The organism is Micromonospora sp. NBC_01796, from assembly GCF_035917455.1.
In the GTDB taxonomy this organism is placed as follows: Bacteria; Actinomycetota; Actinomycetes; order Mycobacteriales; family Micromonosporaceae; genus Micromonospora_G.
Window position 1 is genome coordinate 6729483 of the sequence record NZ_CP109078.1, and the last position, 13602, is coordinate 6743084.

Consider the following 13602-nt stretch of genomic DNA (forward strand, 5'->3'; position numbering starts at 1 on the left):
CCGCCGGGCACGCCGGTGCAGGTGGGCGGCTGGTCGGGCCGGTGCGTACGCGATCTTGGGCAGATGCCGCTGAATCGGGGACAAGTATGTCAATATCTGACGTTCCTCGGCCGGTATTGACGAAGATCCGTAAGGGGCAAAGACTGGCGCCCGCACTTACGTGTGGCGCCGGGTCGAAGCCCGTACCCGGCCCGAACACGCTCGCTTCTGGAGGACCTCGGATGAGGAGTTCCCACCTGGGCAGGGTCGGCCGGATGGCGGCCCTGCTCGCCCTGCCGGTCGCCCTCGCGCTCAGCGCCGGCCCGGTCGGCGCACAACAGTCCCAGCCGGACGGGCAGGTCGTACCCGACCGACAGTCCAGCACCGAGCAGAACGGGGTCGCGCTGATGCGCGTCGTCGTGCCCGGCCAGGCGGACCTGGACCGGCTCAACGACCTCGGCGTCGACCTCGCCGAATACAAGAAGCCGGTCGACGACGGCCTCGAGGTGCACGCCGTACTCAGTCCGGAGGAGACCCAGCAGCTTCGTGAGCTGGGCTTCGACGTACGCGACGCGATCTCGGACCAGACCGACTTCGCGGAGAACAAGGCCGAGCGGCAGGCAGCCATCGCCGCGGCGGCGGTCGACGCGGACGAGATCGACAAGCTCACCCCGCTGCGCGCGGAGTGGTTCACCAGCATCGACGACCAGCGTTTCATCTCGGTCGAGGTGAAGTCGAGCGCGATCGACGCCCAGACGAGCCTCACCGTCACCTGGGACAAGGGCAAGGGGACCCCGGCCGGCTCCGGCGGTACGGCGACCATGTCCCGGTTCACCGACGCCGGCCAGTACATGTACCACCGGTTCAACAGCCCGATCCCGGTCACCGACGCGCCGGCCACGGCGACCATCACCAGCAACCGGGGCGGCACCGTCACGGTGCCGGTGAAGAAGTGGCTGGGTGCGAAGGTCAAGGCGCCGAGCAAGCACTACCTCTCGGACTTCGTCGACCACTACATGGACCCGACCGAGATCACCAACCGGATCACCACGCTGGGCCGGGAGTTCCCGAAGATCGCCGAGGTGATCGACCTGCCGAACCTGACCAACGGCTACCGCCGTGCGGCGCAGGCGCAGTTCGGCACCGATGCGGCGAGCACGCTCTACGTCAGCTCGAAGGCGTACGGCTCCGAGGGCGGCAACGGTCTGACCGTCGCACTGGTGAAGCCGGAGGCTGCCTCGGCGCCGCTCGGTGTCGTGGTGACCGGCCGCAACGTCGTGGTCAACCTGGCCACCGACGGCTCGGCCGCGGTCAGCAGCACCGCCAAGCAGGTGGTCGACGCGCTGAACGCCGACACCGGGGTGTCCGCCCTGCTCACCGCCGCGACCTACCGGGGCAACGCCGGGGCCGGGCTGGTCTCGGCCGCGCCGGCCGCGACGCTCACCGACGGACTCAAGGCGCCGGCGTACGTCTCGCGTGACCCGTTCCAGATGAAGGCGCTGCGGATCGGCAAGAAGCGGGACGGCTCGAAGGTGGGTGTCTTCCTCTACTGCCAGGAGCACGCCCGCGAGTGGGTCACCCCGATCACCTGTGTGGAGACCGCCGAGCGGCTGCTGCGCAACTACGCCACCAACGAGCAGACCCGCAAGCTGGTCGACGGCCTGGACATCTTCATCCTGCCGGTGGCCAACCCGGACGGCGCGCACTACAGCTTCTACGATTTCAACTCGCAGCGCCGGAACATGACCAACCACTGTACGGAGACCAACTCCGACCCGGGCCGGCGCAACTCCTGGGGCGTGGACCTGAACCGGAACTTCTCCGTCGGTTCGGTGTTCGACGGCTACTCGGGTGCCTCGACCACCTGCACCGGCGACACGTTCGCCGGACCGGCCGAGCTGTCCGAGCCGGAGGCGCGCAACGAGGTCTGGCTGACCAACCAGTTCCCGAACATCAAGTTCGCCATGAACACCCACTCGTACGGTGGGTACTTCATGTGGCCGCCGGGGGCGTACAAGACCGCCGGGCGGGAGCTGCTGCCGTCGCCGGACTTCGGCACCGAGAACTACTTCTGGGACGCCTCCACGCACGTGCTCAAGGCGGTCCAGTCCTACCGGGGCACGGCGGTGTGGCCGGGTCGTACCGGCCCGGTGCCGGACGTGCTGTACTCGGCGGCCGGTAACAGCGCCGACGAGCACTGGTTCAACCGGGGCATCATCGGCTGGGACTTCGAGGTCGGGTCCGACATGTACGACCCGGCGACCGGCCGGTTCAACGCGGTCGGTTTCCAGCCGCCGTTCGCCGAGGGGCACGAGGAGGCGATGGAGTTCGCCGCCGGGCAGATCGCCATCCTCGAGGTCGCCCAGGCGTACGCCGCGGACAAGACCGACCCGGTCTCGACGCTGACCGTACGGGACAAGGGCGTCGGCTCGAAGGTGTTCAGCTTCAAGATCGACGAGCCGGCGAACATCTACTACACCCTGGACGGCAGCCGGCCGACCCTGAACTCGACCCGGCTCACCTCGGCCGGGATGCGTGAGGGCGCGCAGGAGATCACCATCAACGCGAAGACCACGGTGAACTGGTTCGCCGTCGACATCGCGGGCAACATCGAGAACAACTACCAGCCCACCGGCACCCGCAACAACTACAAGACCCAGACGCTCTACGTACCCAAGCAGTAGCCCCACCGGGGATGTACGCGGTGGCCGCCGACCCTCGGGTCGGCGGCCACGTCGCGTTCGGGGCGGAACCGGGCGTCAGGCGCTGGGTGCCGGTTGGTCGAGGATCGCGCTGAAGCGTTCCTCGGCCAGGTCGAGCTGTTGGAAGATGTGCTGCTTCACCCGGTGCGACAGTGGCGTGTCCGGGCGGCCGATCAGCTCCCGGAACACCGGCACCAGCGGCCGGTACTTGGTGGCGGACGAGGTCACCTTCGGTCCCACCGTGTGGATCACGCCGACGCCGTTGTCGGTGAAGTCCGACACCTTGATCACCCGTGCCCAGGGCTCCCGGTCGAGGCTGGCCGCGACGTGCTCGCGGTACTGGACGTACCGGTCCCGGTCGGGGGTGAACGTCGGGTTGGTGACGGCGGCGACCAGGCAGGCGACCCGGTCACCGAACCGCCGGGCCAACTCGGCCAGGGCGGCCGGAGTCGGGTCGGCGGCCCCGTCGGCCGAGCCGCCGGCCAGTTCCGCCGGGTGGTCCTCGACCGAGTCGTGCAGCATCCCGGAGACGACCACGTCCACGTCGTCCACGTCGTAGTGGTGCAGCAGCCGGATGCTCACCCGCAGCAGGTGGTTCAGGTACGGCTCGCGAACCCGTCGGTCGTCCCGGTGCAGTTCGCTGGCGAGGTCGAGGGCGGCGGTCAGCCGATCCCGGTCGGCCGGGTCGAACCGTTGGATCTCCAGCCGGAACCTCTCCCGGAGTCCGGCCTCACCGTGGATCTCGGTGATCGCGTGCATCGGCATGCTGGCGAGGTACGCGGGAAACTCCATGCCGCTACTTATATCGGATCCCAGCAAGATCAGCTTTGTTCGGCACGCGCCCGGGTGGCCGCCAGGAACTCCCGGATCAGCGCCGGGTCCTTCACGCCCCGGCTCACCTCGACGCCGCTGGAGACGTCGACGCCCCACGGCCGCAGCGTGTCGATCGCGGCGGCGACGTTGCCGGGGTGCAGGCCACCGGCGAGCAACCAGTGCCCGTCCGGTACGTCGCGGTCGAGGGTGTCCCAGTCCCAGGCGGCCCCGGAACCGGGCTGCGGCGAGTCCACGATCAGCAGGTCCTCGCCGAGCGCGCCGCACCGTAGACCGGCCGGGCCGCCGGGGGAGGTGCCCCGGATCAGCGGCAGGCCCAGGTCCCGCAGCGCCGCGTAGTGGCTGGCCGGCTCGTCGCCGTGCAGTTGGATCGCCCGTACGCCGGACTCGGCCACCGCGGCCCGGACCGCCTCGACCGGCTCGCCCCGGAACACCCCGACGGTCAGTACGCCCGCCGGAACCGACCGCGCCAGTTGGGCCGCCTGCGCCGGGGTCACCTGCCGGGGGCTGGCGGTGAGGACGAACCCCACCGCGTCCGCGCCGGCCCCGACCGCGGCCTCGACGTCCCGCTCGGTCCGTAGCCCGCAGACCTTGACGAACATCCGATCCCGCCCCTCCGCGTCCGGCCAGTGCTGCGGCGCCATTCTCGCGGGCGGGGCCGGAGCGCCTCGCCCCGGGATCGCCGTCCGGCGCGTCGTGGCCTCCCACGCGGTGGGGCGTACGCCGTAGGGGTGAGGTGAAAGTCGTACATCTTCTGTTTTATCCGAATAATGCTCAACTGTAGCGGCGAGTGCCTTCGGGCTGTGTCCATCGCGATATCCGAGCCTGCCATGCAACTTCCCACCGCCTCGGTCACGTCATCGTCCTGCGCTGACCGAGGGGTCAGCGGCGCGATAGGGGAGATCGATGGAAGCTGGAACAAACCGGTCACGGCGCGGCGGCCTGTCGCGCCGACAGGCGATCACTTCGGCCGCGCTCGCCGCCGCCGGTCTGGGAGTGCTCGGCACCGGGTTGGTCCTGCGCCTCCCACAGGCCGCCGGTGAGGCCGGGCCGGGCGCGAACACCCCCAGCCCGACCCCGAGCCCCACCCCGGACCTGCTGGCCGAGGCGCAGACCCGGATCGAGGCGTACGTCGCCGCGCTGGGTGAACGGATCACCCTGGCCGTACGCGACCAGGTGACCGGCACCGAGTTGACCGTCGGGACCCGTGCCTTCCAGACCGCCAGCATCGTCAAGGTCGACATCCTCGCCGCCCTGCTCCTGCGCGCCCAGGAGAAGGGCGAGCAGCTCACCGCCACCGACCGGCAGCGGGCCCGCCCGATGATCGTGATCAGCGACAACAACGCCGCCTCCGCGCTCTACCAGAAGATCGGCAAGGTCGCCGGCCTCACCGCCGCCAACCGGACGCTCGGCCTGGTCGAGACCAAGCCCAACGTGCACTGGGGCATGACCACCACCACCGCCGCCGACCAGGTACGCCTGCTCGCCGCGATCACCGCCACCGACAGCCCGCTGGCACCGGCCAGCCGCGCGATGATCCTCGACCTGATGGGCCAGGTCGACAAGACGCAGCGGTGGGGTGTTCCCGCCGCGGCGACCGCGCAGACCACCGGGGTCTACGTGAAGAACGGCTGGGTGCCGGACGACGCGAACGGCAACCGCTGGGAGGTCAACAGCATCGGCCGGCTGGTCGAGCCCGGACACGACTGGCTGGTCGCCGTACTCTCCGACAACCACGTGAAGCTCCAGGACGGGACCGCGATGGTGGAGAAGGCGGTCACGTACGCCCTCGGCGAGCTGCGCGAACTGCCGGCCGTCACGATTCCCTGACCCCCTGCCGGGGCAGCGCGGTCGCCGTCCCGTCACCCCCGCCCGGTGACGGGTCGGCGCTCGGACCGACCGGGTTCGCCGCCGGTGGGTCGGCCGGGTCTTTCGCCCTCGGGTCGGCCGGTTGGTCGGCCGGGTCCGTCGCGCTCGGGTCGGCTGGTTGATCGGCCGGGTCTCGCGCCGGTGGCTTGGCGGGCCGGCGGTGCAGTAGGACGAACAGGCCGCCGGCCAGTAGTCCCCAGAAGGCGGCGCCCAGGCCGAGCACGGTGATCCCGGACGCGGTCACCAGGAAGGTCACGACGGCGGCCGGTCGTCCCTCGGGTTCGGCGACCGCCGCCGCGATCGCCGCGCCGAGGGCGCCGAGCAGGGCCAGCCCGGCGACCGCCTCGACCAGCACCGGCGGCGAGAGCAGCACCACGGCCGTGGCCAGTCCGGACCCGAGCCCGAGTACGAGCTGGCTGCCCCCGGCGGTGACCGAGGCGATCCACCGTCGGCGCGGGTCGGGGTCCGCGTCCGGTCCGGCGGCGAGGGCGGCGGTGATCGCCGCGAGATTGACCGCGTGCCCGCCGAGCGGTGCGGCGAGGGTGCTGGCCAGCCCGGTGCCGACCAGGACCGTACGCAGGGGTGGCCGGTAACCGAACCCGGCCAGCACCGCCATGCCGGGCACGTTCTGGCTGGCCATGGTGACCAGGAACAGCGGCAGGGCCAGGCTGACCGTCGCCGCCCAGGTCCACGTGGGGGCGGTGAACGCGATGGTGGGGCGCAGGTCCGCGCCGGCCAGCCCGCCGGGCGGTGCGGTCCACACGATCGCCACCACGGCGACCGCGAGTGCCGCCGGTACGGCCCACTGCCGGGCGTAGCGGCTGAGCACGGCCCAGGTGACGACGATCGGCGCGGCCATCAGCGGCACCTCGACCAGGGCGCGTACCGGGGCGACGCAGAGATCGAAGAGCACCCCGGCCAGCATCGCGCTGGCCACCGGCACGGGGATCGCCGCGACCGCCCGGCCCAGCACCGGGATCAGGCCCGCCGCGATGACGAGCAGGCCGCAGAGGGCAAACGCGCCGACCGCGGCGGCGAATCCGCCCGGTACGGAACCGGTGGAGATCAGCAGGGCGGCTCCCGGTGTGGACCAGGCGATGCTGATCGGCATCCGGTGACGTACCCCGAGCCAGATCGCGACCAGGCCCATGGCCAGGCAGAGGGCGAGCAGGCCGGAGGCGGCCTGGCGTTCGTCGGCGCCGACCGCACGGAGGGCGGCGAGGACCACCGCGAAGGTGCTGGCGAAGCCCACCAGTGCGGTCAGCACACCGGCCAGGACCGGTTGGAGCAGGCGGTTCATCGGTGCCTCCCACCGTCGATCTCGATGCCACCGGCGCGGTCGGTCCGGCGTTCGGAGTCGCGTCGTCCGCGGCCATCCCGACCGTTCCGTAACCCGACCGTTCCGTAACCCGACCGTTCCGTAACCCGACCGTTCCGTAAACGGAACGCATCGGGATCTGGAGAATAGCGGCATGGACTCAACCGTGGTCGAGCCGGGCGGCGCCGGGGTGGGGCACCGGCTGCGCGAACTCCGCGAGGCACAGGGCCTGTCGCTGTCCGCCCTGGCCCGCCGGGCCGGCATCGGCAAGGCGACGCTCTCCGGGCTGGAGGCGGGCACTCGCAACCCGACCCTGGAGACGCTCTACGCGGTGACCGCGCAGCTCGGCGTACCCCTGGCGGCGGTGCTCGCAGGCAGGGCCGACCCCGAGGGCGGGACACCCCCGGTCGTACGCGGTCGGGCGGTGGTCGCCACCCTGCTCGAGGTGTTCGAGGAGGCGTCGGTCACGTACGAGCTGTTCCGGCTGCGGGTCCTGCCCGGACCGGCGCAGACCTCACCCGCGCACCACGACGGGGTGACCGAGCACATCACCGTCTTCGCCGGGGTGCTGCGCGCCGGACCGCTGGACGCCCCGCTGGTCGCCGGCCCCGGCCAACACGTCTCGTGGCGGTCCGACGTACCGCACGGCTACGCCGCCGCCGGTCCGGACGAGGTGCAGGCCAGCCTGCTGATCCGCTACCCGCGCCGACCCGGACCGTCCTGACTGCGGCCGGGTCCGCGTAGAGTTCCGGGATCATCGGTGAAACATCCAAGGTACGGAGCGGTAGCGCGGCATGACGGTAAGTGAGCAGAGTGGGGCCGGTGTGGCACCGGCGGGGATCGATCCGACGGATCTGGAGACCTGCCTGCGTGTGCTCGCCGAGGTGGACACCCTGCCGGTGGACCATCCGGACGCGCTGCGGGTACGGCTGGCCACCGCGAAGATCTTCAAGAGCGTGAAGGAACGCCGCCGCAAGGAACGCCAGCAAGCGGTCACCGAGGCCGACCGGGCGGTCACGGCCGCCACCGCCACCGGGGCGCCCGGACGCATCGACGACGAGACCAAGGGTCTGCCGCTGGTGTCGGCGACCACGGACGCGCCGTTGGCCGGAACCCTGCAACGGCCCAGGGCCTGCTACATCTGCAAGGAGCGCTACCGCGAGGTGGACGCGTTCTACCACCAGCTCTGCCCATCCTGCGCGGCGATGAACCGCAGTCGGCGCGACGCGCGTACCGACCTGACCGGGCGGCGGGCGCTGCTCACCGGCGGCCGGGCCAAGATCGGCATGTACATCGCGCTGCGGCTGCTCCGCGACGGTGCCCACACCACCATCACCACCCGGTTCCCGAACGACGCGGTCCGCCGGTTCTCCGCCATGCCGGACAGCGACCAGTGGCTGCACCGGCTCCGGATCGTCGGGATCGACCTGCGTGACCCCGCGCAGGTGGTGGCGCTGGCCGACTCCGTCGCCGCCCAGGGCACGCTGGACATCCTGATCAACAACGCCGCGCAGACCGTACGTCGCTCACCCGGCTCGTACGCGCACCTGGTCGCCGCCGAGTCGGCACCGCTGCCGTCCGGGCCGCTGCCGGAACTGGTCACCTTTGGCCACCACGGTATCGGCGCGGCCGCGCTGACCGCCGCGCTGCCCCAGCAGCGCCATGCGCTCGCCCCGCACGAGCTGACCGCACTCGCGCTGACCAGCGGTTCCGCCTCGCTGGACCGGGTCGCCGCCTCGACCGCGATCGACGCGGGCGGTCTCGCACCCGACCTTGACGCGGAGAACAGCTGGTCCCGGCGGGTGCACGAGGTCGACGCGGTCGAGCTGCTCGAGGTGCAACTCTGCAACGTCACGGCGCCGTTCGTGCTGGTCAGCCGGCTGCGCCCGGTGATGGCCGCGGCCCCCGCCCGCCGCAAGTACGTGGTGAACGTGTCGGCGATGGAGGGCCAGTTCGGTCGCGGCTACAAGGGTGCCGGCCACCCGCACACCAACATGGCGAAGGCCGCGTTGAACATGTTGACCCGTACCAGCGCGGCCGACATGCTCACCGAGGGCATCCTGATGACCAGCGTGGACACCGGCTGGATCACCGACGAACGCCCCCACCCGGTCAAGGCCCGCCTGCACGACGAAGGCTTCCACGCACCGCTCGACCTGGTCGACGGCGCCGCCCGAGTCTACGACCCCATCGTCCGCGGCGAACTAGGCGAAGACCTCCACGGCTGCTTCCTCAAGGACTACACCCCCTCAGCCTGGTAACCCCGCCCCCGACCATCGCACTGATGTAGAGAAAGAGTGGCTACCCGTCGTGGGATAGCCACTCTTTCTCTACAAGAGGGGTTTTGCTACGAGCGAGGGGTGGGGGTCAGGGGAGGGGGCGCTTGAGGTGGTAGCGGTGCACCTCGAACGTGCTCTCCTGGTTGTTGATGTCCTCGGCCGCCGAGACCAGCTCCCACCCCTGCGCGCCGACCCGGTTCAGGTGTGAGATCGCGGTGTCGCCGAAGGCGGACACGTCCTGTCTGGAGCCGTCCGGGCCGTACCAGATGTAGGTCAGATCCAACCTCCGGCCCTCGCCCACCCGACGCCGGACCAGCAACGCGTACTCCCATTTGACCATCCGTCCATTATGGCCGGTATCCGGCGGGTGATCGCCAGCCCCATGGCGGTAGGGTCGGGCCTCCGACAATCCTTGCCGGATGTGTCGGTCTTTATCGGTATGAACCACCAGGTCGATCGGGGTGCAGCCAGGGACGGAGGCGCGATGCCCCGGCCACCAGGGCAAGCGCGAGTACGGTGATCACGGCCTGGCCGATCCGCCCCGGCGTCACTCCCGGCGCCGGATCGAGCACGTAGTTGGCGTACCCGTTCGCGGCGGCGTCGCGGCACTACCCAGCACCAGTCCGGCGGCCCGGCGGGCGGCCAGCAGGGCGGCGGCCAGCGGGTCGAGCACGGTCAACGAGACGAAGTAGACGGTCAGCCACACCGGCAGCCCCGGATACGGGTCGGTGCCCCCGGTAGCGAGCTGGAACAGGTGCGCCATCGTGCCGTACGCGAAGACCACGACGGTGGCTCCGACCGCGACCCGGATCCGACCCGGCACCCCCGACCACCGACGACCTCGCATCCCGACCAGTCTGCGTCACCGGGTCCAGAGGCCGGGTGGTGAGGTGAGCGGTCAGGAGAAGTGGGTCTTCGGGCGGGGGAGCCGCTCGCCGTCGACGACCACGTCCACCTTCTCGTTGTAGAAGGCGATCAGCCCGGCGATCGGGATCAGTTGCCGGGTCGGGAAATCGTACGCCCAGGCCAGGTCGGGGTGGACCGTGTCGCCCATCCGCACCGACCAGTAACCGCTGGTCCTGCCCTTGTACGGGCACTGGGTGACGGTGTCCGTGGGCACCAGGTGGTCGAAGTCCACCTCGGTCCGGTTGAGGTAGTAGCGGGTCGGCAGGCCGGTCTCGAAGACCAGTACCGGCGACGACGACTCGGCCAGGACCAGGCCGTCGAGTTCGATCCGTACGGTTCGGGTCGACCGGAGCGCGTCGACCCGGACGTACGGGTTGCGCGGGTGGACGAAGATCTCCTCGTCCTCCTCGAACCAGGAGTCGAGGGCATCCCAGTCGAACCGGACGGTCCCGTCCAGCCCGGCGAGTACGTCACCGGCGTAGACCCAGGCCGAGTCCGGGCGGGAGATCGAGCCGGCGCGCAGCCCGTGCCGGTGCGCGGTCCCCCGGCGCAGCCGCTCGGACCGCTGCTTGTCGACCAGCAGCCCGTCCTGCACGTCGGCTCGCGGCAGGTAGAACTGCGGATAGAACGGCCACTCCCAGACGTACAGGGCGTGGGTGGTGTCCAGGACGACCCGGCCGCCGAGCATCGCGCGTACCCGACGGGGCACCGGCTCGATGTGGTCGACCGGGACGATCATCTGCGGGAAGTCAGGCACGGGCACGGCCAGCCGATCTCGGGGCGCCGACGAATGTCCTGCTCACGATACCCGCGCGGGCGGGGTGTGGGCGGACGCTTGGGCGTACCCGGGGATGGGCCGGACCGCACCGGTACGCCCGACGACGGGGCGTACCGGTGCCGCCGGTCAGGGCGCGGTGATCCGGTACGTGGCGCCCGCCTGGGTGGCGAACGTGATCACGTTTCCGCTGACCGTGTGGCTCACCGTGCCGCCACCGACCTGGTTGACCACGATCGTCTGTCCCGGCCAGGGGTGTTGCAGCCGTACGGTCCGGCCGGCCTCACTGGTGATGTCGACGTAGGTGACCCGACCGCCCTGGAACGCGCTCGACACCACCAGCGCGTCCTTCTCCCGCAGCTTCACGAAGCTGGCGTCCCGGTTCGTCGGCCAGACCGGGAACAGCCGCAGCACCCCGCCGTCGCTCTGCAACAGCAGGTTGTTCACCGCCTCGGTCGCGCCCGCCTTCTCCAGGCCGTGCACCCCGTCCCGGATCCGCAGGTTCGCCACCATCTTGGTGCTGATCTGGTTCCTGAGCTGGTCGACCAGGCTCTGCGCCGGGTAACCGACCCGGGCCGCCTGGGTGAAGACCTTCGGGAAGCTGTTGTCCTGGCCCCACGAGTTCATCGCGTTCAACGTGTTGATCGCGATCTGCCGGTCGGCGGCCGGCGAGTTGATGCCCAGGACCTCGCCGGGGTGGATGAACTCCAGGTTCACCGTGTTGTCGCCCGGCCGGATGTTGCGGGTGTCCGGCCCGGTGATCGTCCCCGGATCGGCGAGCGCGAAAACCGTCTGGCCGTTGTACGTCGTCGTCGGGGTGGCCGGCAGACGGTCCCGGATCTGGGTCCAGGTGGCCCGGTCACCGGCGTCCACCCCGAGCGTCACGCTCGCCTCGACCAGGGAAGAGAACAGGTACTTCAGCAGCCCGATGTCCGGACTCGGGTTACGCGACCAGGTGCCCTCGTGCGGCCCGGCGTACAACCGGTACCGCTGGGTGGCCGCGTCGTACTCGAGGTAGTGGGTGAAGAACGCGGCGACCTCCTTCAGGAACGGGTACGCCTTACCGGACAGGAAGTTCCGGTCCTGGGTGTAGTCGTAGTACGCGATGAACTGCGACGCGGCGAACAGCGAGTTCGCCACCTGCTGGTGGTAGTTGTCGTCGGCGGTCGCCCCGAACGGTGCGATCCCGACCGGGAAGAGCAGCCCGCTGGGTACTCCACCGCTCGGGAACCGGCTGTTGACGTACGTCGGGTTGACCCGGCGCAGGTCCTGCTGGGCGCGGCGCCGAGCCTCCGGCACGTACGCGAGCAGCAGGTCCGTGTACGGCAGCGCGAGGTCGGCCCGGTTGCTCGAATAGGTGCCGTAGAAGTTCGCCATGAAGTTGTAGTTGAGGTGCATGTCGCCGTTGAACATCGGATAGTCCGTGGTGGCCCAGATCCCGTACAGGCCCGGCGCGGTCTTGCCGGCCCGGCTGGACGAGCCGAGCAGGTACTGCGAGCCGTAGTAGAACCGTTCGAGCACCTCGTCGTTGAGGTCGACGTACGACCGCAGCCAGTACTGCTTCCACCAGTCGAGGTGCTGGTTGTAGAGGGTGCCGAGGCTGGCGGCGCTCTGCCCGTCGACGAGTCCACGGGCGGCCGGGGCCGGGTCGGCCGGGTTCTGCCCGCCACCGGCGACCCCGGTAACGAGCTGGATCGTCTGGCCCGGTTGCAGGTTGAAGACCTGGGTCGCGGTGGCGCCGCTCACCGTGGGTGCGCCGACCGGGCCGGTGCCGACCAGGCGGGTGGCCAGCGCGGCCCGGGACACCCAGCGGGAACCGCTCGGGGTGGTCCGGTTGGCCCAGGTGGTGCTGCCGGTGACGCCGGCGGTGTTGGTGAAGCCGGGCTTGGCGTCCTGCGAACCGGCCCAGGTCTGGGCCCGCAGCTGGGTGGCGGTCGAGCCGAGCGACTGGATCTGGGTCACCATGATGTTGTCGTTCGCGGCGGTCCAGGTTCTCATCGACACCGGTACCCCGCCGATGGTCATCGACGTGGTGATCTCCCCGGTGAGGGTGTTCTGCTCCTCCAGGAACGGCCCGGACGGTACGGGCGGCGCCGAGCCGGGGGCGTACAGCTCGAACTGACCGATCCGGGCGCGCGGGTTGTTGGTCGAGTCGGGCGTCGTACCCTGGGTCGGCTCGCTCAGGGTGACCCGGACGTAGCGGGCGCTGACCGAGGAGATGGTCCGGTCGGTGAGGCTCGCCGTGTTGTTGGTGACGGTGTCCACCGTGGTCCAGGTCGAGCCGTTGCCGACCTGGACGACGAAGTTCTTCGAGTTGTTGGCGGTCTCGTTCGGCCGGGCCGCCCCGTCGTGCCGGATCACCCAGCGGCCGATGGTCCTGGCCGAGCCGAGGTCGAGGGTGAGCGTCTGCGGCTTGCCGACGTCGGAGACCCAGCCCTCGTAGCCGGCGGCCCACTGGCCGTTCACCGCCCGGCTCGGCGGGAAGCTCGGGTGGCTGGTGGTCGCCGTGGCGGTGGCGCCGAGGGCGAGGTTGCCCGACGGCGTGGCGGTGACCGGCGCGATCGTCACCCCGCCCAGCGCCACCAGCGACGGGTTCGGGTTACCGGCCCAGAAGTTGCCCTTGGACAGGTAGAAGGTCTTGTAGCCGTCGCCGCCGCCGGAGGTGACGCCGATGTCGCCGTTGCCGAGCAGTGCGGTGTTCGGCATCGTCCGCGACACCGACTCGCTGTACGCCTGGTTGGTCCAGCGTCCCTTGACGCCGCCGAGCAACTGCTGGATCTCGGCCCACTGCTGCTCGGGGGTGGGTGGTGCCGCCTGGGCCGGGGCGGGTGCCACCACGAGCGTGCCGACGACGGTGACGAGCAGGGCTGTGGAGAGGGCCCTGCGGCACCGCTGTTGTCGTTTGCTGGTCACGGAATGTCCTTTCTGGGACGGGCGGGGGTC

At 70.6% G+C, this 13602-nt stretch carries 11 protein-coding genes; 4 read left to right on the top strand and 7 right to left on the bottom strand.

The window, feature by feature from the left end; genetic code table 11:
- The first annotated feature begins 221 nt into the window (after positions 1-221).
- Positions 222-2663 carry a M14 family zinc carboxypeptidase gene (locus OIE47_RS30095; RefSeq protein WP_326557898.1) on the top strand — a complete coding sequence of 814 codons (2442 nt, stop codon included), beginning with the start codon at positions 222-224 and terminating at the stop codon, positions 2661-2663.
- Between the two features lie 75 nt (positions 2664-2738).
- On the opposite strand, the gene OIE47_RS30100 is transcribed toward OIE47_RS30095, so the two are convergent.
- Positions 2739-3473 carry an HD domain-containing protein gene (locus OIE47_RS30100; RefSeq protein WP_326557899.1) on the bottom strand — a complete coding sequence of 245 codons (735 nt, stop codon included), beginning with the start codon at positions 3471-3473 and terminating at the stop codon, positions 2739-2741.
- 29 nt (positions 3474-3502) lie between these two features.
- Positions 3503-4156, bottom strand: coding sequence for a phosphoribosylanthranilate isomerase (locus tag OIE47_RS30105; RefSeq protein WP_326557900.1), 654 nt, complete (start codon positions 4154-4156; stop codon positions 3503-3505).
- A 262-nt stretch (positions 4157-4418) separates the two neighbouring features.
- Between OIE47_RS30105 and OIE47_RS30110 the strand changes: the two genes are divergently transcribed.
- Positions 4419-5342 carry a serine hydrolase gene (locus OIE47_RS30110; protein WP_326557901.1) on the top strand — a complete coding sequence of 308 codons (924 nt, stop codon included), beginning with the start codon at positions 4419-4421 and terminating at the stop codon, positions 5340-5342.
- Here the strand turns inward: OIE47_RS30110 and OIE47_RS30115 are convergent.
- A complete protein-coding gene (locus OIE47_RS30115; RefSeq protein ID WP_326557902.1) occupies positions 5329-6681 on the bottom strand; it encodes a benzoate/H(+) symporter BenE family transporter in 1353 nt (450 codons plus the stop codon). The genes OIE47_RS30110 and OIE47_RS30115 overlap by 14 nt on opposite strands.
- A 172-nt stretch (positions 6682-6853) precedes the next feature.
- On the opposite strand from OIE47_RS30115, the gene OIE47_RS30120 reads away from it, so the two are divergent.
- Both OIE47_RS30120 and OIE47_RS30125 read left to right on the top strand, forming a co-directional pair.
- Entirely contained in the window at positions 6854-7423 is a 570-nt protein-coding gene (locus OIE47_RS30120) for a helix-turn-helix domain-containing protein (protein WP_326557903.1), read from the top strand.
- Between the two features lie 70 nt (positions 7424-7493).
- Positions 7494-8960 (top strand): SDR family NAD(P)-dependent oxidoreductase, encoded by a 1467-nt coding sequence (locus OIE47_RS30125; RefSeq protein WP_326557904.1) that lies wholly within the window; start codon positions 7494-7496, stop codon positions 8958-8960.
- 106 nt (positions 8961-9066) lie between these two features.
- On the opposite strand, the gene OIE47_RS30130 is transcribed toward OIE47_RS30125, so the two are convergent.
- The 4 genes from OIE47_RS30130 to OIE47_RS30145 form a co-directional block, all read right to left on the bottom strand.
- On the bottom strand, positions 9067-9318 hold the full coding sequence (locus tag OIE47_RS30130) for a hypothetical protein (protein ID WP_326557905.1): 252 nt from the start codon (positions 9316-9318) through the stop codon (positions 9067-9069).
- Positions 9319-9525: 207 nt separating this feature from the next.
- Positions 9526-9825 (bottom strand): hypothetical protein, encoded by a 300-nt coding sequence (locus tag OIE47_RS30135; RefSeq protein WP_326557906.1) that lies wholly within the window; start codon positions 9823-9825, stop codon positions 9526-9528.
- A 51-nt stretch (positions 9826-9876) separates the two neighbouring features.
- Entirely contained in the window at positions 9877-10647 is a 771-nt protein-coding gene (locus tag OIE47_RS30140) for a DUF427 domain-containing protein (protein ID WP_326557907.1), read from the bottom strand.
- Between the two features lie 141 nt (positions 10648-10788).
- Positions 10789-13572 (bottom strand): discoidin domain-containing protein, encoded by a 2784-nt coding sequence (locus tag OIE47_RS30145; RefSeq protein ID WP_326557908.1) that lies wholly within the window; start codon positions 13570-13572, stop codon positions 10789-10791.
- Between the last annotated feature and the right edge of the window lie 30 nt (positions 13573-13602).

Bases quoted from the DNA above. Each gene is read 5' to 3' on its own strand.
- OIE47_RS30115 (WP_326557902.1), bottom strand. From the start codon at position 6,681: ATGAACCGCCTGCTCCAACCGGTCCTGGCCGGTGTGCTGACCGCACTG.
- OIE47_RS30125 (WP_326557904.1), top strand. From the start codon at position 7,494: ATGACGGTAAGTGAGCAGAGTGGGGCCGGTGTGGCACCGGCGGGGATC.
- OIE47_RS30095 (WP_326557898.1), top strand. From the start codon at position 222: ATGAGGAGTTCCCACCTGGGCAGGGTCGGCCGGATGGCGGCCCTGCTC.
- OIE47_RS30105 (WP_326557900.1), bottom strand. From the start codon at position 4,156: ATGGCGCCGCAGCACTGGCCGGACGCGGAGGGGCGGGATCGGATGTTC.
- OIE47_RS30120 (WP_326557903.1), top strand. From the start codon at position 6,854: ATGGACTCAACCGTGGTCGAGCCGGGCGGCGCCGGGGTGGGGCACCGG.
- OIE47_RS30130 (WP_326557905.1), bottom strand. From the start codon at position 9,318: ATGGTCAAATGGGAGTACGCGTTGCTGGTCCGGCGTCGGGTGGGCGAG.
- OIE47_RS30100 (WP_326557899.1), bottom strand. From the start codon at position 3,473: ATGGAGTTTCCCGCGTACCTCGCCAGCATGCCGATGCACGCGATCACC.
- OIE47_RS30135 (WP_326557906.1), bottom strand. From the start codon at position 9,825: ATGCGAGGTCGTCGGTGGTCGGGGGTGCCGGGTCGGATCCGGGTCGCG.
- OIE47_RS30110 (WP_326557901.1), top strand. From the start codon at position 4,419: ATGGAAGCTGGAACAAACCGGTCACGGCGCGGCGGCCTGTCGCGCCGA.